The sequence below is a fragment of the Colwellia demingiae genome (genome assembly GCF_007954275.1).
GTDB lineage: Bacteria > Pseudomonadota > Gammaproteobacteria > Enterobacterales > Alteromonadaceae > Colwellia > Colwellia demingiae.
Window position 1 is genome coordinate 225705 of sequence record NZ_VOLT01000001.1, and the last position, 22584, is coordinate 248288.

Annotated in this window: 28 protein-coding genes and 1 pseudogene; 21 read left to right on the forward strand and 8 right to left on the reverse strand. The window is 37.3% G+C overall.

The window, feature by feature from the left end; translation table 11 throughout:
• Positions 1-10: 10 nt before the first annotated feature.
• Positions 11-1528, forward strand: a complete 1518-nt coding sequence (locus tag ESZ36_RS00995; RefSeq protein WP_146782277.1) for a M28 family peptidase — start codon at positions 11-13, stop codon at positions 1526-1528.
• Positions 1529-1582: 54 nt separating this feature from the next.
• Here ESZ36_RS00995 and ESZ36_RS01000 read toward each other — a convergent pair whose 3' ends face one another.
• Positions 1583-2050: a GNAT family N-acetyltransferase gene (locus ESZ36_RS01000; RefSeq protein WP_146782280.1), complete on the reverse strand. Its 468-nt coding sequence runs from the start codon at positions 2048-2050 to the stop codon at positions 1583-1585.
• 171 nt (positions 2051-2221) lie between these two features.
• Here ESZ36_RS01000 and ESZ36_RS01005 point away from each other — a divergent pair, with 171 nt between their 5' ends.
• From ESZ36_RS01005 to ESZ36_RS01075, 16 genes are all read left to right on the forward strand, one after another.
• The gene (locus tag ESZ36_RS01005; protein ID WP_146782284.1) at positions 2222-4075 is read left to right on the forward strand and encodes a DUF885 domain-containing protein; all 1854 of its coding nucleotides are present in this window, start codon (positions 2222-2224) and stop codon (positions 4073-4075) included.
• Positions 4076-4322: 247 nt separating this feature from the next.
• Entirely contained in the window at positions 4323-4748 is a 426-nt protein-coding gene (locus ESZ36_RS01010; RefSeq protein ID WP_146782286.1) for a GNAT family N-acetyltransferase, read from the forward strand.
• A gap of 184 nt (positions 4749-4932) precedes the next feature.
• Entirely contained in the window at positions 4933-5139 is a 207-nt protein-coding gene (locus ESZ36_RS01015; protein ID WP_146782289.1) for a hypothetical protein, read from the forward strand.
• Between the two features lie 93 nt (positions 5140-5232).
• Entirely contained in the window at positions 5233-5688 is a 456-nt protein-coding gene (locus ESZ36_RS01020) for a GNAT family N-acetyltransferase (RefSeq protein WP_146782292.1), read from the forward strand.
• Between the two features lie 1219 nt (positions 5689-6907).
• Positions 6908-7054 carry a hypothetical protein gene (locus tag ESZ36_RS22465; protein ID WP_170235749.1) on the forward strand — a complete coding sequence of 49 codons (147 nt, stop codon included), beginning with the start codon at positions 6908-6910 and terminating at the stop codon, positions 7052-7054.
• 97 nt (positions 7055-7151) lie between these two features.
• Positions 7152-7682 carry a lipocalin family protein gene (locus ESZ36_RS01030; RefSeq protein ID WP_281285017.1) on the forward strand — a complete coding sequence of 177 codons (531 nt, stop codon included), beginning with the start codon at positions 7152-7154 and terminating at the stop codon, positions 7680-7682.
• Between the two features lie 125 nt (positions 7683-7807).
• Positions 7808-8041 (forward strand): CDGSH iron-sulfur domain-containing protein, encoded by a 234-nt coding sequence (locus ESZ36_RS01035; protein ID WP_146782300.1) that lies wholly within the window; start codon positions 7808-7810, stop codon positions 8039-8041.
• 115 nt (positions 8042-8156) lie between these two features.
• Entirely contained in the window at positions 8157-8471 is a 315-nt protein-coding gene (locus ESZ36_RS01040) for a DUF4144 domain-containing protein (protein WP_146782303.1), read from the forward strand.
• Positions 8472-8616: 145 nt separating this feature from the next.
• Positions 8617-9192 carry a class I SAM-dependent methyltransferase gene (locus ESZ36_RS01045; protein WP_146782306.1) on the forward strand — a complete coding sequence of 192 codons (576 nt, stop codon included), beginning with the start codon at positions 8617-8619 and terminating at the stop codon, positions 9190-9192.
• Positions 9193-9294: 102 nt separating this feature from the next.
• Positions 9295-9648 carry a YkgJ family cysteine cluster protein gene (locus ESZ36_RS01050; RefSeq protein WP_146782309.1) on the forward strand — a complete coding sequence of 118 codons (354 nt, stop codon included), beginning with the start codon at positions 9295-9297 and terminating at the stop codon, positions 9646-9648.
• A 93-nt stretch (positions 9649-9741) separates the two neighbouring features.
• Positions 9742-10065: a DUF4287 domain-containing protein gene (locus ESZ36_RS22715; protein WP_246128941.1), complete on the forward strand. Its 324-nt coding sequence runs from the start codon at positions 9742-9744 to the stop codon at positions 10063-10065.
• Positions 10062-10283, forward strand: a complete 222-nt coding sequence (locus ESZ36_RS22720) for a DUF5655 domain-containing protein (protein WP_246128942.1) — start codon at positions 10062-10064, stop codon at positions 10281-10283. Before ESZ36_RS22715 ends, ESZ36_RS22720 begins: the two co-directional genes overlap by 4 nt.
• A gap of 257 nt (positions 10284-10540) precedes the next feature.
• The gene (locus tag ESZ36_RS01060) at positions 10541-11068 is read left to right on the forward strand and encodes a hypothetical protein (protein WP_146782312.1); all 528 of its coding nucleotides are present in this window, start codon (positions 10541-10543) and stop codon (positions 11066-11068) included.
• A gap of 228 nt (positions 11069-11296) precedes the next feature.
• Positions 11297-11572, forward strand: coding sequence for a hypothetical protein (locus tag ESZ36_RS01065; protein ID WP_146782315.1), 276 nt, complete (start codon positions 11297-11299; stop codon positions 11570-11572).
• 155 nt (positions 11573-11727) lie between these two features.
• On the forward strand, positions 11728-12330 hold the full coding sequence (locus tag ESZ36_RS01070; protein WP_146782318.1) for a flavin reductase family protein: 603 nt from the start codon (positions 11728-11730) through the stop codon (positions 12328-12330).
• A gap of 210 nt (positions 12331-12540) precedes the next feature.
• On the forward strand, positions 12541-13410 hold the full coding sequence (locus tag ESZ36_RS01075; protein ID WP_146782321.1) for an MYG1 family protein: 870 nt from the start codon (positions 12541-12543) through the stop codon (positions 13408-13410).
• A 238-nt stretch (positions 13411-13648) separates the two neighbouring features.
• On the opposite strand, the pseudogene ESZ36_RS01080 reads toward ESZ36_RS01075, so the two are convergent.
• Positions 13649-14056 (reverse strand): annotated as a pseudogene (locus ESZ36_RS01080) (tetratricopeptide repeat protein); the annotation flags it as partial.
• A gap of 158 nt (positions 14057-14214) precedes the next feature.
• On the opposite strand from ESZ36_RS01080, the gene ESZ36_RS22725 reads away from it, so the two are divergent.
• The 3 genes from ESZ36_RS22725 to ESZ36_RS01095 all read left to right on the forward strand — a co-directional run bounded on the left by ESZ36_RS22725 (position 14215) and on the right by ESZ36_RS01095 (position 15221).
• Positions 14215-14427: a GDCCVxC domain-containing (seleno)protein gene (locus ESZ36_RS22725; protein ID WP_146782327.1), complete on the forward strand. Its 213-nt coding sequence runs from the start codon at positions 14215-14217 to the stop codon at positions 14425-14427.
• 117 nt (positions 14428-14544) lie between these two features.
• Positions 14545-14829 carry a hypothetical protein gene (locus tag ESZ36_RS01090; RefSeq protein ID WP_146782329.1) on the forward strand — a complete coding sequence of 95 codons (285 nt, stop codon included), beginning with the start codon at positions 14545-14547 and terminating at the stop codon, positions 14827-14829.
• 53 nt (positions 14830-14882) lie between these two features.
• Complete coding sequence (locus ESZ36_RS01095) at positions 14883-15221, forward strand: hypothetical protein (RefSeq protein WP_146782332.1); 339 nt, start codon at positions 14883-14885, stop codon at positions 15219-15221.
• A 38-nt stretch (positions 15222-15259) separates the two neighbouring features.
• Here the strand turns inward: ESZ36_RS01095 and ESZ36_RS01100 are convergent, their stop codons facing one another.
• Positions 15260-15940 carry a hypothetical protein gene (locus ESZ36_RS01100; protein WP_146782335.1) on the reverse strand — a complete coding sequence of 227 codons (681 nt, stop codon included), beginning with the start codon at positions 15938-15940 and terminating at the stop codon, positions 15260-15262.
• A gap of 282 nt (positions 15941-16222) precedes the next feature.
• On the opposite strand from ESZ36_RS01100, the gene ESZ36_RS01105 reads away from it, so the two are divergent.
• A complete protein-coding gene (locus ESZ36_RS01105) occupies positions 16223-16975 on the forward strand; it encodes an SDR family oxidoreductase (RefSeq protein ID WP_146782338.1) in 753 nt (250 codons plus the stop codon).
• Positions 16976-17050: 75 nt separating this feature from the next.
• Here ESZ36_RS01105 and ESZ36_RS01110 read toward each other — a convergent pair whose 3' ends face one another.
• The 5 genes from ESZ36_RS01110 to ESZ36_RS01130 form a co-directional block, all read right to left on the reverse strand.
• Positions 17051-17452 carry a thioesterase family protein gene (locus ESZ36_RS01110; protein ID WP_146782341.1) on the reverse strand — a complete coding sequence of 134 codons (402 nt, stop codon included), beginning with the start codon at positions 17450-17452 and terminating at the stop codon, positions 17051-17053.
• A 66-nt stretch (positions 17453-17518) separates the two neighbouring features.
• Positions 17519-18661: a 2-alkyl-3-oxoalkanoate reductase gene (oleD, locus tag ESZ36_RS01115; protein WP_146782343.1), complete on the reverse strand. Its 1143-nt coding sequence runs from the start codon at positions 18659-18661 to the stop codon at positions 17519-17521.
• A 25-nt stretch (positions 18662-18686) separates the two neighbouring features.
• Positions 18687-20459 carry an olefin beta-lactone synthetase gene (gene oleC / locus ESZ36_RS01120; RefSeq protein WP_146782346.1) on the reverse strand — a complete coding sequence of 591 codons (1773 nt, stop codon included), beginning with the start codon at positions 20457-20459 and terminating at the stop codon, positions 18687-18689.
• A 57-nt stretch (positions 20460-20516) separates the two neighbouring features.
• Positions 20517-21431 carry an alpha/beta fold hydrolase gene (locus ESZ36_RS01125; protein WP_211357744.1) on the reverse strand — a complete coding sequence of 305 codons (915 nt, stop codon included), beginning with the start codon at positions 21429-21431 and terminating at the stop codon, positions 20517-20519.
• Positions 21432-21433: 2 nt separating this feature from the next.
• Positions 21434-22483 (reverse strand): 3-oxoacyl-ACP synthase III, encoded by a 1050-nt coding sequence (locus tag ESZ36_RS01130; protein WP_146782348.1) that lies wholly within the window; start codon positions 22481-22483, stop codon positions 21434-21436.
• Positions 22484-22584 lie beyond the last annotated feature (101 nt).

The window sequence follows — 22584 nt, forward strand, 5'->3', positions numbered from 1 at the left end:
ACTACCCTTTATGACATTAAAAACAACTAAAAATATGACTGACAAACGTTTAAAGCCAGTAGCCTTAGCTGCTTCTCTAACACTGCTGTCACTAGCCAGTTTATCATTAACCGGTTGTAGCAATATGCATTTAGGGTTTGATGAAAAGGCGAAGGAAAACGTCCCTGTTACTGTAGATGACACTATTACTTTAGAGCAAATTACCCAAGATGTTAGTTACTTAGCTAGTGACGATCTTCAAGGGAGAAATAACTTTACGCCTAATATCCGCCAAGCCGCCGACTTTATTGCTAAACGGTTTAACGAAGTAGGTCTTACGCCAGCACCAAGCGATCTAAATTTCAAACAACAATATTTGGTGCAGAGAATCACGCCAAATACGCTTACGGTTGAAATTAATGGTCAAGCCTTTGATAGCGAATCATTATCGATGGCTACAACAGCGACAGATTTTGAATGGAATAGTACTGTTGAAAAAAATGATTCGTCTGTCACTACTCAAACATTAAGCAATCAAGCAATAAAAAATCTCCCCGTAAATATTGTCATGGTTGGTGAAGACGACAACATGCGAAAATCGCTGAGTGAGTTAAATAATCAAGGCGGTCAGCATTTAGTATTACTTCATCCAAAACATGAAGAGAGCTTTAAACGCTATCAAAGTTACTTTGCTCGTGGTTTAACTAAGCTCGTTAATGAAAGCGCCACTGAGCAAGGTGGTGTTATCGTTATTGCGTTAACTGATATTAGTAAAGTGATACAATTTAACGTCAAAGGCAATGCCAAGGTTACCAGTACTTCTTTAAGTAATGTAGTCGGTATTTTACCAGGTAAAAGCAAAGCTAACGAAATTGTACTTTACTCAGCTCATTATGATCACTTAGGTATTAAACCTAGCATTGATGAAGCACCTAATAGTAATGCACAACAAAGTAGTGATATTTTTAATGGTGCCGATGATGATGCTTCTGGCGTGTCTGCCATTATCAATTTAGCAAACCACTTTGCTAAAATGGACAATAACGAAAGAACGTTAATGTTTGCCGCGTTTAGCGCCGAAGAGATCGGTGGTTTTGGCTCAAAACACTTTTCTACTCACGTAGAACCAACAACAATAGCTGCCATGATTAACATTGAAATGGTCGGTAAACCTGCTGTATTTGGTGATGGCACTGTTTGGATGACAGGTATGGATCGCTCAAACCTAGGTGAACAGCTAAACCAAGCGTTAGCGCCACAAAACCTGAAAGTTTATGCTGATCCTTACCCTAAGCAAAACTTATTCTATCGTTCAGATAATGCAACATTAGCTAGGTTAGGAGTCCCTGCTCATAGCTTTAGTAGCACGCAGCTTGATAAAGACCAACATTATCATCAAGTCACAGATGATATTAATAGCTTGAACTTACCCTCAATGTTACAAGTGATTAAAATGCTGGCAATAGCAACAACGCCATTGGTTGATGGTTCTATTACGCCATCACGTATTGACCCGAACAAAGTAAAACGCAGCGGACTTATTTATTAGATAAAGTACTGACTAAATTCGATGATAATGATTGTCGCCCTAGGTTATATCTAGTTAAGCGGCAATTACTTCTAATGGGCAACGTAATTGAAATTCTAACCGGGTTTTCTTCTCAACTTGAAAACCATGACGCAAGTACAAACCCCGATCCGGATTTTTCAATAAAACATTTAGGGTGATCGGTAAGCACAATTGTAACGCACGTTTTTTCACCACCGTAAGTACCTTACTTCCAATGCCCTTGCCCTGATACTTAGGCATAATTTGTATCTGTCTAATATGCAAACTTTTACCCGTATTATTAAGTGATAACACGCCCATTTTAACCAGCCCGATAGGTTTACGGTCTGCTAAAATAATATGGCTTTCATAAAAGTGTTCTTTTATTCGAACCAAATGTTGCTCGTCTGTCATACGAATACCCGCCGCTAGCAAATGTTGGGTCATCGTTTTTCTACGTAACTCCAACAAAAAATCTATATCTTCATGCTTAACTTTTCTAAAGCCAACGGTAAATTTCATTTACGGGGTTTCCATGTACATAATGTTACCGCTAAGTTTACTTCTTTTGTACGGTGGGCAACACCTGTTGGTCGTAATTTTATAGCATTCTGTCGAGCTTTCATTGAATTAGCAACATGCATTAAGGCACACTGAAGAAAATGCATAACATATAAGTGAAATGAGAATAGAATGACATTTAAAAAATCCCTGTTAGTTGTCGCTGTCGCCGCAGCTTTACTCAGTGCTTGTTCAGAAGAAAAAGCTTTACCTCAAAATAACGAACAAACAACTGCCCCTGTTAAGGTAACCACAGTTAAAGCAACATCAGCCTCAGAACAGGCCAATGCGTTATTTGACACTATTTTCAAAGAAGGGGTTAACCGTGATCCCGTTAGACAAACCTATTTAGGTATTAAAACAGATTACGATAAATGGAATGATCTTTCAGAATCAAACGCAGCAAATGAGTTAGCAATCGCTAAAGAAAACCTTGTACGAATTCAAGCTATTGACGCTACTACGCTTGATGTACAAACTAAAATAAGCCTTAACTTATTCATTCAAAACCTAGAAAATCATATCGCAGATTATAAATGGCGCTTTCATAGTTACCCTGTTAATCAAATGCATGGCACCCATTCACAAATACCTGCTTTTTTAATTAACCAGCACTCAATCAGTAACGTTAAAGAAGCACAAGATTATATTGCTCGTGTTCGCGGTGCTCAAAAATTACTAGAACAACTTGTTGAACAGCTTAAATTGCGTGAAGCAAAAGGAATCATTGCCCCTAAATTTGTCTTCCCACATGTTATTAGAGACTCAAAAAATATTCTTGTTGGTGCCCCGTTTGATGACAAACCTAACAGTACAATTTTTGCCGACTTCACTCGAAAAATTAATGAACTAAGTATTAGTGATGACGAGAAAAAAACTCTAATTACTGACATAAAAGTAGCACTAATTGATAACTTAAAACCAGGTTACGAACAATTAATCACTTACTTAGCAACGCTTGAGAAAAAAGCAGACACCCGTGATGGTGCTTGGAAGTTCCCTGACGGTGAAGCCTTTTACAATAATGCTTTAAAACGCACCACCACAACTGATTTAACCTCAGAGCAAATTCATAACCTTGGTTTAAGTGAAGTATCACGTATTCATAATGAAATGCGTGTGATTATGAAACAAGTTGGCTTTGACGGCAGCCTTAACGAGTTTTTCGATTTCATGCGTAACGACCAGCAGTTTTACTATCCTGCTACTGACGAAGGAAAACAGCGTTATTTAGCAGAAGCGGTAGCACTTATTGATGATATGCAAAGCCGCTTAGACACCTTGTTTTTAACCAAACCAAAAGCAAAACTAAAAGTTAAAGCGGTTGAAGGTTTTAGAGAAAAATCTGCGGGTAAAGCATTTTATGAGCGCCCTGCTCCAGACGGCTCACGCCCGGGTATTTATTACGCCAACCTTTATGACATGGAAGCTATGCCTAGTTATCAAATGGCTGCGCTAGCCTACCACGAAGGTATTCCGGGTCATCACATGCAGTTAGCTATCAAGCAAGAACTAACTGGCATTCCAATGTTCCGTAAATTTGGTGGCTATACCGCTCATACTGAAGGTTGGGGTCTTTATAGTGAAATGATCCCTAAAGAAATTGGTTTATACCAAGACCCTTATTCTGACTTTGGCCGTTTAGCTATGGAATTATGGCGTGCATGTCGTTTAGTGGTTGATACTGGTATTCACACTAAACAATGGACGCGTGAACAAGGCATAGAGTACTACGCGACTAATACGCCTAATGCCTTATCTGATGCCGTAAAAATGGTAGAACGTCACGTAGTTATGCCATCACAAGCGACAGCTTACAAAATTGGTATGAATAAAATCATTGAATTACGTGAAAATGCTAGAGTTCAATTAGGTGATAAGTTTGATATCCGTGAGTTTCATGACGTAGTATTAAAGAACGGTCCAGTACCGCTTAACGTCTTAACTGACCTAGTTAACGACTACATAAAAACTAAGAAAGCTTAGCGAATAAGAGCGTTAAACGCTTGCATAAAAATTAAAAATCCGCACTTCATCAGTACTTTGTAGTGCGGATTTTTATTATCAAAGAGTCTATTGCAGTTTTCCAAGCGGTTTTTCTGCACGCTAAACAACCTAACAAGAAAATAAACAAGGACACGTAACAGTTGGCTGTTTTGTTCTTCGCACATTTTAGCCAACCATTACTTAGCCTATTATTTGGGCGTTATAACTCTCTTGGATGTCGAAACATATGAATCTTGTAGTAACTACTTCACCTACTGAGGAAGATCTTAAAGCATTAAGTGTCGGTATTGGCTCTTTTAATAAAGATTACCTACCTGATGAAGTTGGCTTTGAAAAAGACACCAGATTTGCTGTCATTGCTAAAGACGAAAATGGAAAAGTCTTAGGAGGCATTAGAGCAAATGCATTCTGGAACTACTGCACTATTGAGTTGCTCTGGTTATCTAAAGAAATTAGAGGCTTAGGGCTTGGTAGCAATTTAATGGAAGCAGCTGAAAAATTTGCTAAAGATAAAGGGTTTGGCTACATGCGTACTGAAACTCTTAGCTTCCAAGCAAAACCTTTTTATGAAAAGCTAGGTTACAAGGTATTTGGTGAGTTACCTGATTATCCAAAAGGCCATACTACATATTGTTTAGTTAAAGAGTTATAACAAGCCAATTCAGACGAGGCACTTAACAGTTAGCTGTTTTCGTTCCTCAACATTTTATCAAACTAAATCCCCCTCATTAACGAGGGAGCTAAGTTTTCATCAACGTTCATTTTTGTTGAACTTTATGAGTAATAAATCACTCTATTACTGATAAATATTAGCATCAAACATTTTAGGTAATTCTATGAATAAATTTATTGTTTCCCTCTTGTTTGCAATCTTACTAACAGCTTGCAGTAACAAAGAATTATACCAAGTAGGTCAAGACTACCAAAAAAGTGAGTGTGTCAATAAAGCTCAAACTGAAGAGCAACATGTAGAATGTACCAATACTAAGAGTAAGTCTTACGAAGAGTATGAAAAAGAGCGCAAAACGGTTATTAAAAAATAACTGTTAGCTGTTGCGTCGATCATTTTAGTCAACAATATTATTGCCCTAAATGAGGGCTTACCGAGTAATGTAAATTTTTAGGATAGGCGTAGTATGATCAATCAACTTGATAATTTGAATGAAGAAGTAGCAAACCAAATTTTCACTGTATTTCAAAATTCTTACAAAATTGAAGCTCAACTTATAGGTACTCTCGATTTTCCTCCTCTATCGAGAAGTGCTAAAGATATAGAAAATTCAAAAACATTATTTTATGGCTTTAGTGAGAATGAATGTCTCGCTGCAGTTATAGAGATTGTTATAGAAAATCAGCATTTAGAAATTAATAGTTTCACTGTTGACCCTAATTATTTTAGGAAAGGTATCGCAGATAAATTAATAACCTATGTTCTAGAGAAATTCGATTTTTCAGAGGCAATTGTAGAAACAGCTGTTGTAAATACTCCAGCAATCAATTTATACAAGAAACATGGCTTTGTTGAATTCAAAAGGTGGACTCCATCTCATGGCATTGAAAAACTTGCAATGTCGGTGGAATCAGCGCTATAACAATCAATTCAGGCGGGACAAAATACAGCTTGCTGTTTTCGCCTAGCTCAATACTTTGACAACAATTATGTGCCCTTTAGTGGGCGTTATATGAAATGGAGTTTATATGAAAATTTTCGGTTTGTTTCTCGCTTTATTTATATCGGCCTGTACTTATTCTCCTGTAGGTAGCGGCGTTAATAGCCAAGACTGCTCTCAGGTTCAAAGAGAATGTATACGAGGCGTGTATAGTGAATGATTCCAAAAAAATGGTGATTTAGCTTGTACTTGTTCTGGTACTTAATTTTCATATGACAAGATAATAAAACGGGACTGCCAGCTCTTACTAGGACGTTAGTTTTATAATAAAACAATCGTTCAACGTTACACAAAGGAATTATTATCGGTGAGTTCCCTAAAAAAGGATGATTATTATAGAATATTAATACTTTCTATTAAGAATACTCTTTATTTTATAGTGCCATTAACGGTGTTAATGTTTTTTATTGAAATTGGATTTGAACTTAATGAAGGCGGTTCTATAACGTTATTTTTTACGCCAGAATTCATTATTAATTTTATATTCCATGAGTTAATACTCAGTTTATATTTTGTTCTATTTCTATTAACTTTTGCAATCCGTTTAATATTACTTAAGACTAGAAAATAGAAACATAACAAATAATTCAGCCCATTGTTATTTAACCAGTTATCAAGGCATTAACAGTATGGCAAGTATCTGTCGTTAAATTTATGGATAAACTAATGAATCTTAGCTTTAAAAATACCATCGTAACCCTAGGTTTATTCTTTATATTTATAGGCATTGTCTTTCTAACTGTAGAAAACACGTTTTATCAATACCTTGACGAAAATCTTGTTCTTCATGAAAGTTTATTTTTGCCACTGGGTGTTTTAACAATAATTATAGGTACATTATTACTTGTTTATTCAGTCCTTAAAAAAACATTCAAGTCATTGAATAAAAGAAGTTAATTCACATAACCAACAGTTCAACACAACAATAAATTGTTGGCTACATTCTATTTCACTACACAGTTTTACTCACTCTATTATTTACCTCTTAGTAAAATGTTATTTGCCTTAAGTGCTCTGTGCACGCCTTATTGTTCCTATTCTGAAGCAGTTACGGGTACTGTTGATGCAATGAGTAGCGCATTCTGCTGGGAAATACCGTATTCTAAGGCTTAAGTCTTGAAGTTAAGTTAGGAGAATACTAGTGGCTAAGCAAAATTACTCTTTCGAAAAACGCCAGAAAGAAATAGCTAAAAAGAAAAAGAAAGAAGAGAAACGCTTGAAGAAAGCAGGTGTGGACAATGAACAACCGCAGGAATCTCAGCCTACTGAGGGTGCCGACAGCGAATAACATGTTGTTCAACCGAGATAGAATACAGTTGGCTGCTTTAGATCCGTTTAATATCTAGCCAACTGTTATCACTACCTTAAATGGGCGTTACATATCCATGGAGCTTCGATTGTATAGAGCACTAATAATTATAGGCGTTTTTCTTCTTAGTAGCTGCTTAGGCATGCCTAAATTGGTCAAGCCAGTATCAGACTTTGAATTAAATAATTATTTGGGTAAATGGTATGAAATCGCTCGGCTTGACCATTCTTTTGAAAGAGGATTGAGTCAAGTTACCGCTGAATATAGCACAAAGAATGATGGTGGTGTTTCAGTTCTCAACCGTGGATTTTCCGCCTCGGATAATGAGTGGCAAGAAGCCGAAGGAAAGGCTTATTTTATCAATGAAAACACCGAGGGATATTTAAAAGTATCATTTTTTGGGCCATTTTACGGCTCTTATGTTATTTTTGAGTTAGATCATGAACACTATCAATATGCTTTTATTTCAGGACCAAACTCTGATTATCTCTGGCTTTTATCAAGAACGCCTACTGTTGAAGCTGAGGTGCTTGAAAAATTTATCACTATGTCAAAAGAACGTGGTTTTAAAGTAGAAGATATAATCTACGTAGAGCAGGACGACTAGTTAACAAGGCAATTTAGTTGGATTCGTAGCAAATTTCTCGGCTCCACTTTGTTTCACCATTTTATCAAACAATTAAATACCGCATACTGCGGCGTTATGTTTACATTAAATTATGGAGAATTATCATGACTAAACCAGTACGAGCATCTAATACCCCCTTTGCAATAGAAGTTGAAGAAGGTAAAAAATATTCTTGGTGTTCTTGTGGTAAGAGTGAGAAACAACCATTTTGTGATGGTTCTCATAAAGGCTCTGAATTCTCGCCGGTAAGATTTACCGCAACAGAGTCAACAAAATTATTTTTTTGTGGTTGTAAGCTCACGGCATCACAACCATTGTGTGATGGTAGTCATAAATAAACCTTACAAAAGATAAGTAAAAATACGTAGCTGTTGGTTACTTTCCACTTAGTTTACATTGTAGCCAACTATTATAAGCCCTCTCTTGGGCATTATATTTATCGAGGGAATTCTTATGATTTCGTGGCCATGCACACTAAAGTTAGATGGCGATGACGAGTTGATTTACTTGGGTTCTGAGCAAGATTTTATTTCTGAATGCCGTGAATTACTCCTGTGTGATAACGACTATGTTATTGACTCTGTTGGCAATAGCTATTTAATCGAGTCAACTTCAGGGAAGCTATCGCTAATCAAAACAAAGCGGATATTAGTTGCAAACGAAGTGACGAGTTTAATACGCGCTCATGAGTTTAAAAAGGCTAGTCTTTGCCTCACTAAAATTCACTTTCTAACTGTCTCTGATGCTATTGAGTCATTGACCTATTGATAGTAAAAATAACGAACCACTTACGTAACGACAAACTAATAAACTAGCACAAAATACTGTTGGCTTTTTCCTTCGTCACTTACTCTAGCCAATTAAACTTTGTCCATAAGCTAGATCGCTAAGCTTTATAAGTACAGGAGGCTTCATGAATTTTTATGATGACCCAGTAAATGTCAAAAAGTACATTAAAATGTGCAACGGTTATGATGGAACTAATATCTATAAGCTTCTGAGCAAGTCATTGCCAGTTGGCTCGACATTACTTGAGTTAGGCTCAGGTGGTGGGTTGGATATTGAGTATTTAAAGAGAGTTTATTCAATTACGGGATCTGATTTATCAGAAGCCTTCTTGAACGTTTGTAAAGAAAAACATCCTGAAGTCCCTTTTATAAAGCTCAATGCGAAAAATCTTGAATTGAGTGAACTATATGATTGTATTTATTCAAATAAAGTACTTCACCATTTCACTAAAGAAGAATTAAAAGAGTCTCTTTTACAACAAACAAAGTTTTTATCTTCTAGAGGTCTTATAGCCCATTCATTCTGGCTGGGTGACGAAGATGAAGAAATGAATGGTTTGTTATTTACTTACTATAATCGAGCCGAACTAATCAGTATTATTTCAGAATCATACGACATACTCTCTACGCTGAGTTATCAAGAATTTAAAGAAGATGATTCACTGTTTGTAGTAGCGAGAATAAAAGAAGTCAAAGAGTAACAGATTCATAACAACCACATTAAATTTAAAGGCATTGTCAGCTTCTATTAGATTAGATATAGAACTATAATTGTCAGGAACTGCACAAAGAATCAGGTATTCATGAACAATAATAAAGAGATAGTCGACAGTCTGCGTGAGCGTATTCCGACATTTAAATGTACACCCGGCTGTCACGATTGTTGCGGACCAGTAACAACGTCTTCAGAAGAAATGTCTCGCCTGCCGGTGAAAACTGACGCTGAGCATGAGGCCGCATTAGACCAATATAATTGCGTACATTTGGGTCCTAATGGTTGTAAAGTTTATGACGAACGTCCGTTGATCTGCCGCGTATTTGGCACAACACCGAATATGCCCTGCCCCAATGGTTGTCGACCAGAAGAAATGATTGACTCTAAAATTGAGCGTCATATCCATCACTACATCAAGAATACACGACAAGTATTAGTGTAAGTAATCAATAAGGTGTTTTAACTTAAGTAAGCACGTCATAGTCCAGAAAGCTCATTAAACGGGCATTTTATTTTGAATCAAAAGGTGGAGAAGATGGATAAAGCACTTCAAACAATGATTAATAATATGCCTGAGAAAACAGGAAAGAAGTTAGAAGAGTGGCTTAAAATCTTGCATAAAGAAAACCTAGAAAAACATTCAATGGCTGTGAGTTTTTTGAAAACTGAATACGGATTAACGCATGGATTTGCCAACACAATAGTCACTTTATCAAAAGAAAAAAATGAATCTTCTGAAGACTTGGTGGTAAATCAATATATTGGTAAAGAGTCACTTACACCAATTTATAACCTGCTGATTTCTACCATCGTAAAACTTGGTAGCGATGTTATAATTACGCCAAAAAAGGCAGTGTGAGTTTAATTAGAAAAAAACAATTTGCCTTAATAAAACCTGCAACCAAAACAAGAATAGATTTAGGCTTAAAACTAAAAGATGTTGAAGTCCAAGGCCGCCTTGAGAATTCAGGTCCTTTTGGAACTATGTGCACTCATAGAATACAACTAAAAAACATTGCTGATATTGATGTTGAAGTCATTAAATGGCTTTCGATGGCGTATGGTAAATCTGTATAGTTAACACATGATAAATGGTTAAATAAACATAGATACAGTTGACTGTTATCGCTTCTATACAATATTTAAGCCGACTGGATTTACCCGCCACATTTATCTGCTTGAATAGTCGGTATACATATCAGTGCACTGGGTAAATAAAGCCTCCACTTAACTTCTCGAAAAAACTTTTCATCATGATGTCGGTGTTCCAAGAGGAATATGCGAAATATGCGTGAGACTTATTTAATTAAAATATAAAACTTTTAGGAATATTAATGAACATTGAAAAATCATTAGCCCTCATACCTGAACTCAAAGACCAAGTAGATCTGTTCAAAGCAACATTCACCCAAGAAAATCACCTCTCAGAAGAGAATAGAAAAATAGTCGCATGGGCAACAGCTATTGCTAGCCAATCTAAAGAAGTAACAAATTTTATTAAATCTGAAGTTGGTGAGTTGTCCGATTCAGATAAAAAGATTGTTCTTAGCGCGAGTAGCAGAATGGCGGTAACAAACCCTTACTTCATGAGTAGAAATGCTCATCCATTGAAAGCTGGGGGAACTCTAGATTCACTAATGATGAGACCATTTCAAGATCTTAATATTGAAAACTCACAAGGTTACCATTATGCCTGTATCGCGATATCACTAATCAATAATGGCTTTGTATGCTTCAACAGTCATATAAGTAGCCTTAAAACAGATTCACAAAAGGATGCTGCAATTGATCAAGCTATGAGACTGGTGGCTTCTATTTGTGCAATAAAACAAATGCTATTTAATGAACACATTTTTCAATAACCAACAGCAGCTTATTTCACATATACCCGTTACCAATCAAAGTGCAGAATTTCAGTGGGAATTAAAACCACTTTAGGCAAGGTAAATAATTTAAGCATAGTCATTCTATGGTTTGATTATTTAACGCCGTATAAAGTGATTTTAAACCCATCAAAGAAGCGCTTCACATTTTAGCTCACTATTACTTAGCCCCTTATTTGGGCATTATACAAATCAGGAACTTTAGTTATGGAATCCATTTTAGCCTTTTTAATCTTGTTTTATTTGGTTGCTTTTGCTTATGACAAAACAATTGATAATGAGATCAAAGGTAATCAAGAATTAGCGAATAAGTTAACCGAGTTTAAATACTTTCATTCATTTCAATCACGTCCAAAAGCCCTATCTTGCGTGTTGAGTTTCAAATTTTTTGGTATCTCAACTGCGTTAAATATTGTTGGTAGTGTCTTTTCATTAATGATGTATTTCGGTTTAGTTGTTGGACTATATTTACTGGTTCAATAGAGCTCAACAGTCAGTGTCAACTGCCCAAAATAGACAATCAATACCTTGCCTAAAACCGGTTCTAATGTAAGCTGAATTCTGCATTTTAGGTAACCTAGGTGTATATAGTTTTGTATGGCTTTTATATGACTTTTAAACGAAAAAACGGGTAATCGATGAACTTTGATATTTCAGAACTAGGCGTTCAAGAAAAGTACCGTCTTTTAAATGGCGGTGTAACCCCAAGACCTATTGCTTGGATTAGTACGCGTTCAAAAGACGGGATTGACAACCTTGCACCTTATTCCTTTTTTACTGTGGCAAGCTGTAATCCTCCTGTACTTATTTATACACAGGTGACTCAGCGAAGCGGCATTGATAAAGACACTTTGCAAAACTTAAAAGAAACCGGCGAATGTGTGGTTAACATTGTTAATTCTCATTTATTGGAAAAAATGAACACCACCAGTGCCAGCATCGCCATTGATAAAAGTGAGTTTGACCTAGCACAGGTTAGGCAAAGCAATAGCTGTAATGTCATTCCTTTTTCGGTTGCTGAATCACCCATTCGATACGAATGTACCTTAAGAGAAGTCATTTCTGTTGGTGATTTACCCGCAGGGGGCACTATTGTACTTTTAGATGTAAAGTCTGTGTATGTAAGAGATGATCTCTACACTGATGAAGGCATTAACCAAGAGTTAATTGACTCAGTGGGTAAAATGGGTGGCGATGGTTACAGCCCTACTTCACACTATGTAACGCTAAATCGACCTTAGTAAAAATAATCAGCCCATGTATTGGCGTTTTCTTTGATAGTTTAGTTATTAAAAATCATCTGTTTTTGTTAGCTGTCTTCGTATAGAATTCGCCCTATAATTTTTACTTAGTAAAATTCTCCAAATCAGAGAAGTCTCAAACGGGGAAGTTCAAACAGTAAAAGTAAACGAACGCCCCTTCTTATCCCTTTCTAAAATGATAATAAACAAATGAATGATAAAGTAATAGCAACTCACAATGGTAATTTTCATGCAGATGATGTTTTCAGTATCGCTGCACTTAAGAATATTTTCCCTTCTTTTAAGCTCATACGTACGCGTGATTTAGAGGTTATTGGTAAGGCAGATATTGTGATAGATGTAGGTGGTGAATATGATGCCGAAACAGGCCGTTTTGATCACCATCAACGTGGCGGTGCTGGAGAGCGCGAAAATGGTATTCCTTATTCCTCATTTGGTTTAATTTGGCAGAAATATGGCCTAGAAATATGCCAAGGTAACCAAGAAGTAGCTAATAGTGTTGATGCTGGTCTAGTATCAACGATTGATGCTATCGATTGTGGTCATGTCGAAGGTGTTTCACAAGGTATCAGCCTTAGCCAAACTATTTCAATGTTTAACCCAACGTGGCAAGAAGATAGCCACTTTGATACTTGTTTTGATGAAGCCGTTGAATTTGCATCACGCGTATTAACACGATTCATAGCCTCTGCTAGCGGCGGTATCAATGCGAAAGATATTGTGGCTAAAGCCATCGATAATGCAGAAGATTCAAGAGTAATTGTGTTAGAAAAGTATACTCCTTGGAAAAGAACAGTTCATGCCTTATCTGAAGAAGCTTTATATATGGTTTACCCATCACCTTCTGGCCAATGGAGAATTCAAACCGTACCTGTTGAACCTGGTTCATTCGAAGACAGAAAACCGCTACCTAAACAATGGGCTGGTTTATCTGATGATGCGCTTAAAGAAGTTACTGGCATTGATGATGCTATGTTTTGCCATAATGGTTTATTTATTGCGGGTGCAGAATCATTTGAAAGCACTATGAAAATGGCATCTATTGCACTTCAAGAATAATGAAAGTGACAAAGATATTAACCAATAATTAATTGACTTAGTGGTTAATATTTTTGGCATTGATTATAGCTCTACTTCAATTTAGGTAGAGCTTAATCAACCTTAAAACAAATCAACAAAACGGAGTAGTTTATTACAAGTCTTTCCATTCTTTCAATTTTTTTGGCACTTCTTTTACTTCTGCGACTTCTGGCACTTCTGGCACTTCAACAATCTCTGCTACTTCTGTTACGACACCTAACTCTTCTAATAAATCACTGATTTCAGCTTTTAAATCTTTATCCGCAATTTTGTTACTATTAATTTTAGCATTTTTTAGATGTTCAATAGCGCTCGCTTTATCACCTAATTCTATTTGCAATGACGCAATTGAAAAAGCGATTGATGAAAGAAAATCTTTAGAATTAATCGCTTCAGCTTTAACTAACGCTTTGTCATAAATCGAAATGGCTAATTCAAGATCATCAGTAAAATCAGCAAGTGTTTCCCACTGTACCGGATGATCTTTATCGCTACTTTCATTATCTTCACATACTTTCTTTAATTCAGCGTAACATTCATCGAAGCGAATTTGGTTTTTTCTATGAACCGCTTGCATTAAGTCTTTAGCTAACGAGTGCACGTGCTTGTATATTTTTGTATTCATGATTTACCTTACTTTATATTTTTCATAAAAATCTTACGGTGATTATAATGCTTTTCGTAAAACTAATCAGGCTGTTTGATCAAAATATTGAATCACAACGTAAACTCAGTTAGTGTCATTGAAATAAACATAATAAAATCTACTGATAGAGACCTTGTATGAGCAATATAATTCTAGAGTCAGTTATTACTTGTCCTGAATGTGGTTTTAATAAAAAAGAGGTTATGCTTACAAATGCGTGTCAGTATTTTTATAAATGCACCTCATGTCACGTTATTATTAAACCCCTAGCCGGAGATTGTTGTGTTTATTGCTCATTTGGAACCGTAAAATGCCCTCCCATTCAAGAAAAAAGGGCGTGTTGTAACTAATTCATATAAAGTACCAGTAAACAGATACAAAACAGTTGGCTATCTTCATTTATCATGTCTTTTAGCTGCCATTATTTAACCTCTTATTGAGGTATTATATTTTTCAGAGAACCAATTATGAATTTAGATAAATCGACAAAACGTATAGCAAAGAGAGTTAAAAAGGGATTTCAGGGTTATCCACAAATTTCACTCGCTTATTTTGGTGAATCGGTGAACTGCGCAACCCAAGTTGTTGTAGGCTTTATCCAAGAAGAAGGCGCAGCTGCTCAGGAACAAACATTTTCCAGTAAAGACGATGCGAGAAAAGACGAAACGATTCAAACGACCTTATTAAAAATTATCGAGCGAGCAGATGCAAAAACAGTGGTAGAAGTTGCTGGTGTTGCGCTTATTAAATAATGATAGCTAAGTAGAATATAAGAGGCTTTATGGTCGGGAGCAGAGAAAGTTAGATGAGAAATTTACTTAAAGTCATTCAGTACGACATGTTAGATTTTATTGAAGGTGATGATGAAAACGAGACTGATTATACCGCAAAGGATGTGACGCTTTGTATAACAAGTCTGCTAGAGTTCATGTCATCTATGGAGTCTGAAGTACAGACAGTAGAAAGTGCAAAAGGACATATTGAAAAGGTAGTTTTGTCTCTGAATTCGTTAAATCACCAATGTGGTGATTGTTTGATAGAAACAGAGCAACGTGAAGATATCTGTCAGTTCATTCAAAAGGTAATATCTGCTGCAAATGTCGAGTTTGCTGGTGATGTCACAGAAGAATGGAGAGAATGGTAACGGGTATAACCTTGGCAGAATTGCGCATTACTTTTTAGTTAATCGCATTCACTACGAATTTTCGCTACAGGGCTCACCCTCGCCCAATGAAATAAATACATAATAATGATTTTTGTTGTACCGCTAACTGTAGCCAAAACGATTAACGGCCAACCTTGAGCAAGGCCCATTGTCATTGCAAAAGCAATTGTAGACATATCCATCATTAAAATGAATTGGCTCATACGAATATCAATAGCCCCTGTTTTGCCAGAGCTAATAATAAGTTTTATTTGGTGAGTGTATCCTTGAGCAAGTAACAAGGTAATGATCATAATAAGAATTGTCGACACTTGTTTACTGTGATCAGCAAAGCTCTCATTAAAAGCTAGACCTATTATTCCTAATGTAAAACACACACTCACCAATACTAGGCTCGTAACCGAGGCCGTAGATTTTCTGTCTTTCCACATTTCAACCAATATCAACATCACCAAAACCGAAGCAATCAGCCTTGGCCAAACAATATAATGATTAAATATATCAATACTATAGCCATACACAAAGAATGAAAAATAAGCCAAAAAACTCATGGTGAATTGGTTTTGTGATAATACATCAGTCACCTTTTCCTTACCGTTTGCTTTTCTTAACCACAGTTTACGTAGCTGTAAATAGACACCGTATAAGCTGACAAAAATAAACAGCGTATTTATCGCACCAAAAAAGTTATACCACATTTCAATCTCCAAAAAACCACATTGTCGACAATAATACAGGTTAAATTCTAAATATCAATACCAAAATGGAATCAGCTCGATAATTGTCGACAATATGACGTTATTGAAATATGATTGAAGAAGTTAATTAAAGATAGTCATGTTTGAGGGATTATTAACAAGTAGGCATGATGGTTTGACCAAGTCACGGCTTAACACCGTTAATAAAATGCTAACTTGGTTACCCCTAAATAAATCACACATATGGCACAATAGTATTAGTCAATTCTAAAAGGATAGATAATGAGTAAAGCAAAAGTAGCAATAATTACTGGCGCTGGGCGAGGCATTGGCGCGGCAACCGCAAAGCTATTTGCCCATAACGGCTATGCGGTTTGTATTAACTACAAATCAGATGAAAAATCGGCTAATGATTTAGCTAAGCTTATCACCGCTGATGGTGGTCAATGTATTACCGTCCAAGCCGATGTATCGCGTGAAAGTGATGTAGTGCGCTTATTTTCTACCGTAGATAAAGCATTGGGCACAGTAACTGTATTGGTCAATAATGCAGGCATTTTGAAAAAACAGTCACGATTAGAAGATATGACAGCTGAGCGTATTAATTCAATACTAACTAATAATGTCACTAGCTATTTTTTGTGTTGTCGTGAAGCAGTTAAACGCATGTCGACTCGCCACAGCGGTTTAGGTGGTGTTATTGTCAATGTGTCTTCTGGTGCTGCCCGCTCAGGCTCGCCCAATGAGTACATCGATTATGCTGCATCAAAAGGTGCAATAGACACCTTAACCAAAGGTTTGTCGCTAGAGGTTGCTGCAGAAGGCATTAGAGTTAACTGTGTTCGCCCAGGACTAATCTATACCGATATGCACGCCGACGGCGGAGAGCCTGAACGTATAGAAAGGTTAAAGAGTATTATTCCATTACAAAGAGGCGGACAACCCGAAGAGGTTGCCGAGGCTATTTATTGGTTGGCAAGCGAGAAGTCATCTTTTTCCACCGGTAATTATTTAGACTTAGCGGGTGGTTTATAAATTTTATTTAGCCAGCCTTTCCTTGCAACTCACGATGACATTATCATAAAATAAATCATGAAATAAACCCAGCACCTATCCTATAGATAGAGGAGCAAGTATTTCGTCAGGAATGGGTTGCAAGCGTTTCTGCTTATCTAAGCAAACCATTTCAATATCACCAATAACAGCTGGTTTACTCGCATTGGGACGCCATAGTTCTTGTCGCCATAAGGTCTTATACTTACCCTCAAATTGGTAACTGGTACGAACATCGCAAATTTCAGCAAATTCGACACCATCTTGAAAAGTTAAGTTGGCTTTATATACGGCAAAACCTAGCCCTTTTTCTTGCCATAATGTTGCCAATTTATCACTGTCAATCACGTGTTCACGCGCACGTTCAAAATATTTGAGGAAATTGGGGTGATATACGACACCAGAATGGTCGGTATCTTCATAATATATTTGTACTGGATGATGGTAAATTTTACTCATTTAAATTCCATATATTTTGATCAAAAGTGGCTCAAAAATAACTACCGACTCACTAACTACTAACTACTAACTACTAACTACTAATGATAGTTTAAGTTGCTTCATGCCTTCTTCTATTGATATGAGCGGTGTGTAGCCTAAATCTTTTTTGGCAGCGCTTATATCAAAATAATGACTAGTAGAAAGTTGTCTTGCAACAAACCGCGTCATTATTGGCTCTTTTTTTATATTCAATATTTTATAAAAACACTCTAACGTCGTACCAACAGCATAAGCAACAGCGCTGGGTACTCTTTTTGTCACCGGTGGTAAATCAACACAATGAAGAATGTTATTAAGCATGGTGGCCATAGTGATTGGCTGATCGTTGCTAATAAAATACGCCTTACCTATACAAGTCGCTTTGGGTTTGTTCAATGCTACTGCAGCTAATATATGCGCATAAGCGGCATTATCAACAAAGATGGTATCGACCAGTTTATCTTCTTTTCCAACAAGTTTTAGCTTACCTGCTCGGGCACGTTCTAATACTCGAGGTACAAGATGGGGATCGTTTGGCCCCCAAATTAAGTGCGGACGGAGCGCCACGGTTTTTAAAGTCTTCTCTTTCAAACCATGTGAGGCAGATAACACTAGTTGCTCAGCTAACGCTTTAGACTCACCATAAAAATTTAAAAAATTATCAGCATAAGGTTGCGATTCATCAATACCAGCCTCATCAACGCCAGCAAAAGTGACACTCGGTGTACTGGTATAAACCAAGCGAGTAATGGCAAGTTCTTGACAGGCTTGAATAATATTCTTGGCACCTTGCACATTCGGTTTAAAGTAATCATCTTTACTACCCCAAACGCCTGCTTTGGCTGCTACATGAAATACTAGATCGCATGATTTCATTGTCTCTTTAAGGCGAACAAAATCTGTTATATCGCCTTGCACCATATTAACGCCCATTTGGGTCAGTTCAGGATAACTTCCTCGGGCAAAACCCGTCACTTTAATATCAGCTAAACGCAGTAATCGACAAATAGCTTTCCCCAAAAAACCGCCAGCTCCTGTAACAAACACATGGTTAGTTTGTGCTGCTAGCTCGCTTAGTGGTTGTTGAACTGCCTCGGTAAAATTGGCTATAACATCGATGTTGTTATGGCTATTACTTTTGGCTTTGGAATGAGCTGGAATAGCGCTTTTTTGCGAATGTTCAATCATGGTTGAGCTCTATTTATACGCTAAATTAGTCAAGTTCATCTTGTGCCCATACGGCAAGCTTTTCACGAAATATCTTAGCGTTATGACGTATATCCACAGGGAAGTTTTCATGGATTAAAAAGTGTGAAATCACGGATGTTTGTTTATGAGCAAGTGCAGATACTTTTAACGCTGAGAAGAGGATTGCCTCATCAAAATCTTTATTGTTTTTAGCTTCATCCGTTAATTCAACACAAAGTAACGGTACACTTCTACGGTTAATTTTAACACCTACTAAAGCAGTGCGTTTTACTAAATTATGGGTATTAAATATTCGCTCACAAGGGATAGAAAATAAAACCTTCTTATCGGTTTCAACCCGATGCGCTTTACGTCCACACATCCATAGAGCACCAAATTCATCAAGATAGCCCAAGTCGCCCATACGATGACGAACTACCTGACCAGTAGAATCAGCACAGTTAGAATGAGCATCATTAGAACCAGCATCAAGAATTTTCGCCTGTGCAGTTGCCGATTCGCGATTATAATATTGTTGGCTAACCATATCGCCTTTAACGACGATTTCACCAATGGTGTTCGCAAGCAAGGCTAAATCGTCATGCCATGTTTCAATCACATTGTCGTTAATGTCAATAATACTGATATCTACGCCATTTACAGGAGTACCTACACAAATACCACCGCCATTGTCAGTTATGTGACTCGTTGCAAGTAAATCTGCGCTGGCTATTTTAGTCAGCGGTAGCGATTCGGTAGCGCCATATGACGTTAGCACAGGTACATTGTCGCTAAGTAGTTGGGTAAATCGCTCTATAGAGGTCAGGGTTGCAGGTGCGCCCGCAGAAATCACTCTTTTTAAACTCTTTAACTTAACAACGGGTTTATTAGTTCCGGCTTGCCCTAATACTTCTATCAGCGCTGGATTGGCAAATAAGTTTGTGCATTGATATTTTTCAATGGCCGCAAAGATAAAAGCAGGATTGGCTTTAATCGGTTTACTGGCATCCATATCAGGAACAATTGAGGCCATGCCTAGTGCAGGACCAAATAATGAAAATAATGGGAACGTTGCTAAATCACGTTCGCCTGGCTTAATGGCATAATCATCTTTTAGTGCGGTAATTTGTGCTTCGAACATTTTATGGCTGTAGACCACACCTTTAGGTGTACCGGTACTACCACTGGTAAATAGAATTGCAGACATAGCATCATCGCTAAGTTTCACCATGTCAAAAGAGCTACTTTCTTTTGGTAAAGCAGTATTTTGTATCGGGTAGCGAGTTAATAACTTGGTTAAACTCATACCACCAATAAGGGAAGAGAATACATTTGCGCCAGCGCCAGAACCAGCTGGTGTAACCGTTAAGAGTTTTTTAACGCTAGCTTTCCCCCAGCCAAATAATATTCTAGCTATATGGGCTTTAGGGATACCAATAAAAGCATCAGGAGCAGATTCAACAAAACATTGTTTAAGGTTTTTAATGCCCATGCCTGGGTCAACTAAAATAGGGATAATACCTGCTTTAAATAACGCAAACGTTAAGGAGAAAAAATCAATACTTGGGGTGACCATTAACACCGCTTTCATGCCTGACTTTAGGCCATAAGCATTTAACGCATAGGCAATTTCATCACTACGTTGGTGTAAAGAAACAAAATCAATTTCTTGATAATTAAGTTTGCCTCGTTGGCTTTTTTGTACCGCAACAGCTAACGCGTTGGGCGTTGCTATTGCTGCATGTGCGAGATGGCGACATAAATTAGCTTGATTGGACTTATCCATGGTCTCTGTCATTAACACTTTACCTATTAAATAAGTCCTACTAAATGGTACCAATCGGACTAATTTATTCTACGCTAATTTGGCTTCGCTTGTTTTTAAGAAGTCATCTATTAAGGGAACGACTTCATCACTAGCATCTTCTAGAATATAATGACCACAATCATCAAAAGCATGAACTTGTGCATCAGGAAAACGTTGTTGCCATTCATCTAAAAAGTGTTTATCAAAAACGAAGTCTTTTAAGCCCCAACAAACTAATACCGGTAGCTTTTTAAACTGCGCTAAACTGCCCGCAATATCTGAGACTAATTGATAGTTTCTATCCGCTGGTTTTAACGGAATATCCTGAATAAAGCGCAAGGTTGAAATACGATTTGTCCAAGAATTAAAAGGTGCTACATAAGCTTCGCGTACTTCTTTAGACATTGCTTTTCGCTTTACACCAATATATGAAGCAACACTTGAAAAAGCATTGAAGCCTCTCACTAGTGCAGTTCCTACAAAAGTATTACGGCCTAACCATAAAGCAGGTGGTAGCTTTTTAGCTTTAGGTAAATGAAAAGCGCCAGTGTTTAAAATAACCAGACGTTTGATACGTTCAGGATAGCGCGCAGCATAACCCATACCAATCATTCCGCCCCAATCATGTACCACTAGCGTAATATTTTCTTTTACGTCTAAATGTTCAAGTAATGCTTCTAGGTCATCTATACGATTCGCTAGGGTGTAATCATAACCGTCATCATCGGGTTTATCAGACAAACCACAGCCAATATGATCTGGCACTATACATTGGTGATTCTTACTTAATTGGCTAACTAAATTACGGTAATAAAAAGACCAACTTGGATTGCCATGAACCATTACAACTGGAGAGCCCTGCCCTTCATTAACATAATGATATTGATGACCATTACGATTGATAAAATTGCGGGTAAAGGGAAATAGTTTTGTTAACTTCTTTTCTAACATACTTTCTAACATAACTACCACTTAAGCCCCAACATCATACAATTTAAACCACTGCCTATCCCTAAAAAGCTAACATTATCGCCTTTTTGTAAGAAGCCTTGATCATGAGCCATCGCTGCCGTTACCGGCAAAGAAACTGTACCCATATTGCCAAGTAGCTTAAACGTTGGAAATTCTTTTTCAGGGTTAATGCATAAGGCGGTTAGCACTTTCTTTTGATTCGCGGCGCCCACTTGATGGCAAATAACTTTATCAACGTTTTCTTCAACCCATTGACGTTGTTCTAAAAAATGTTCCCAGGTATCTTTCGCTAACGAGACACCCTCTTTAAGTAAACTTACAGCGTCAGTACGCATAAATTCACGGAACAATTGTGGACCGACTTCTTTTAAGCCCCATTGACACAGATTATTATGCTCGGGTGCCGATAAGTGACTGGCTCCTAATAATTGATGATTACGGTCAGTATCTAGATTTAAACTACCATCGGTAAGTAACACTGCAACAGCACCTGAACCACCCGTTAGGGTCGCTAAAGAGCGAGCATAATTTTGCATTGTAGGATCGGCAAGCATGTCATCAATAGTTACATCAACAATATGACGTGCTGATTCACACGAAACAACAAGACCCGCTTTAATTTGTCCAAGTTCAATACGATTCGCAATATCTAAAATACCTGATAGCACGCCTAAACAGGCATTACTGATATCGTAAATTGCCGTATCTTTTAACACGCCAAGCTTAGCGGCTATACGACAGGCAGTAGCCGGCTCGTGCTGATCACGACATACACCGGTGTAAACAACTGCGCCTATATCAGCCGCAGCAATACCGGTTTCGTTCATTGCTTTTTGAGCCGCAACAATAGCGCCATCTGAAAGAATATGATCTGTTGGCCACCAACGGCGTTCCTCGATCCCAGTTAACGCAGTGAGTTGCCCCATTGGAATACGAAACTTTTGATATAACGGGGTCAAACGAGATTCAAGCTCTGCACTGGTTACCACTTCAGGGGCCAGTTCATACGCTAAGCTATTAATAAAGACGCGGGAATATTTCATTTATGTGACTGTTGCTTATTATGTCTAGGTTATCTGTAGCAATACAATTTTAAATCCATCGATGTATTGAGGAAACATGCGAACTAAGTAACCAATGTTAA

Bases quoted from the DNA above. Each gene is read 5' to 3' on its own strand.
- ESZ36_RS00995 (WP_146782277.1), top strand. From the start codon at position 11: ATGACATTAAAAACAACTAAAAATATGACTGACAAACGTTTAAAGCCA.
- ESZ36_RS01000 (WP_146782280.1), bottom strand. From the start codon at position 2,050: ATGAAATTTACCGTTGGCTTTAGAAAAGTTAAGCATGAAGATATAGAT.
- ESZ36_RS01005 (WP_146782284.1), top strand. From the start codon at position 2,222: ATGACATTTAAAAAATCCCTGTTAGTTGTCGCTGTCGCCGCAGCTTTA.
- ESZ36_RS01010 (WP_146782286.1), top strand. From the start codon at position 4,323: ATGAATCTTGTAGTAACTACTTCACCTACTGAGGAAGATCTTAAAGCA.
- ESZ36_RS01015 (WP_146782289.1), top strand. From the start codon at position 4,933: ATGAATAAATTTATTGTTTCCCTCTTGTTTGCAATCTTACTAACAGCT.
- ESZ36_RS01020 (WP_146782292.1), top strand. From the start codon at position 5,233: ATGATCAATCAACTTGATAATTTGAATGAAGAAGTAGCAAACCAAATT.
- ESZ36_RS01030 (WP_281285017.1), top strand. From the start codon at position 7,152: ATGGAGCTTCGATTGTATAGAGCACTAATAATTATAGGCGTTTTTCTT.
- ESZ36_RS01035 (WP_146782300.1), top strand. From the start codon at position 7,808: ATGACTAAACCAGTACGAGCATCTAATACCCCCTTTGCAATAGAAGTT.
- ESZ36_RS01040 (WP_146782303.1), top strand. From the start codon at position 8,157: ATGATTTCGTGGCCATGCACACTAAAGTTAGATGGCGATGACGAGTTG.
- ESZ36_RS01045 (WP_146782306.1), top strand. From the start codon at position 8,617: ATGAATTTTTATGATGACCCAGTAAATGTCAAAAAGTACATTAAAATG.
- ESZ36_RS01050 (WP_146782309.1), top strand. From the start codon at position 9,295: ATGAACAATAATAAAGAGATAGTCGACAGTCTGCGTGAGCGTATTCCG.
- ESZ36_RS22715 (WP_246128941.1), top strand. From the start codon at position 9,742: ATGGATAAAGCACTTCAAACAATGATTAATAATATGCCTGAGAAAACA.
- ESZ36_RS01060 (WP_146782312.1), top strand. From the start codon at position 10,541: ATGAACATTGAAAAATCATTAGCCCTCATACCTGAACTCAAAGACCAA.
- ESZ36_RS01065 (WP_146782315.1), top strand. From the start codon at position 11,297: ATGGAATCCATTTTAGCCTTTTTAATCTTGTTTTATTTGGTTGCTTTT.
- ESZ36_RS01070 (WP_146782318.1), top strand. From the start codon at position 11,728: ATGAACTTTGATATTTCAGAACTAGGCGTTCAAGAAAAGTACCGTCTT.
- ESZ36_RS01075 (WP_146782321.1), top strand. From the start codon at position 12,541: ATGAATGATAAAGTAATAGCAACTCACAATGGTAATTTTCATGCAGAT.
- ESZ36_RS22725 (WP_146782327.1), top strand. From the start codon at position 14,215: ATGAGCAATATAATTCTAGAGTCAGTTATTACTTGTCCTGAATGTGGT.
- ESZ36_RS01090 (WP_146782329.1), top strand. From the start codon at position 14,545: ATGAATTTAGATAAATCGACAAAACGTATAGCAAAGAGAGTTAAAAAG.
- ESZ36_RS01095 (WP_146782332.1), top strand. From the start codon at position 14,883: ATGAGAAATTTACTTAAAGTCATTCAGTACGACATGTTAGATTTTATT.
- ESZ36_RS01100 (WP_146782335.1), bottom strand. From the start codon at position 15,940: ATGTGGTATAACTTTTTTGGTGCGATAAATACGCTGTTTATTTTTGTC.
- ESZ36_RS01105 (WP_146782338.1), top strand. From the start codon at position 16,223: ATGAGTAAAGCAAAAGTAGCAATAATTACTGGCGCTGGGCGAGGCATT.
- ESZ36_RS01110 (WP_146782341.1), bottom strand. From the start codon at position 17,452: ATGAGTAAAATTTACCATCATCCAGTACAAATATATTATGAAGATACC.
- oleD (WP_146782343.1), bottom strand. From the start codon at position 18,661: ATGATTGAACATTCGCAAAAAAGCGCTATTCCAGCTCATTCCAAAGCC.
- oleC (WP_146782346.1), bottom strand. From the start codon at position 20,459: ATGACAGAGACCATGGATAAGTCCAATCAAGCTAATTTATGTCGCCAT.
- ESZ36_RS01125 (WP_211357744.1), bottom strand. From the start codon at position 21,431: ATGTTAGAAAGTATGTTAGAAAAGAAGTTAACAAAACTATTTCCCTTT.
- ESZ36_RS01130 (WP_146782348.1), bottom strand. From the start codon at position 22,483: ATGAAATATTCCCGCGTCTTTATTAATAGCTTAGCGTATGAACTGGCC.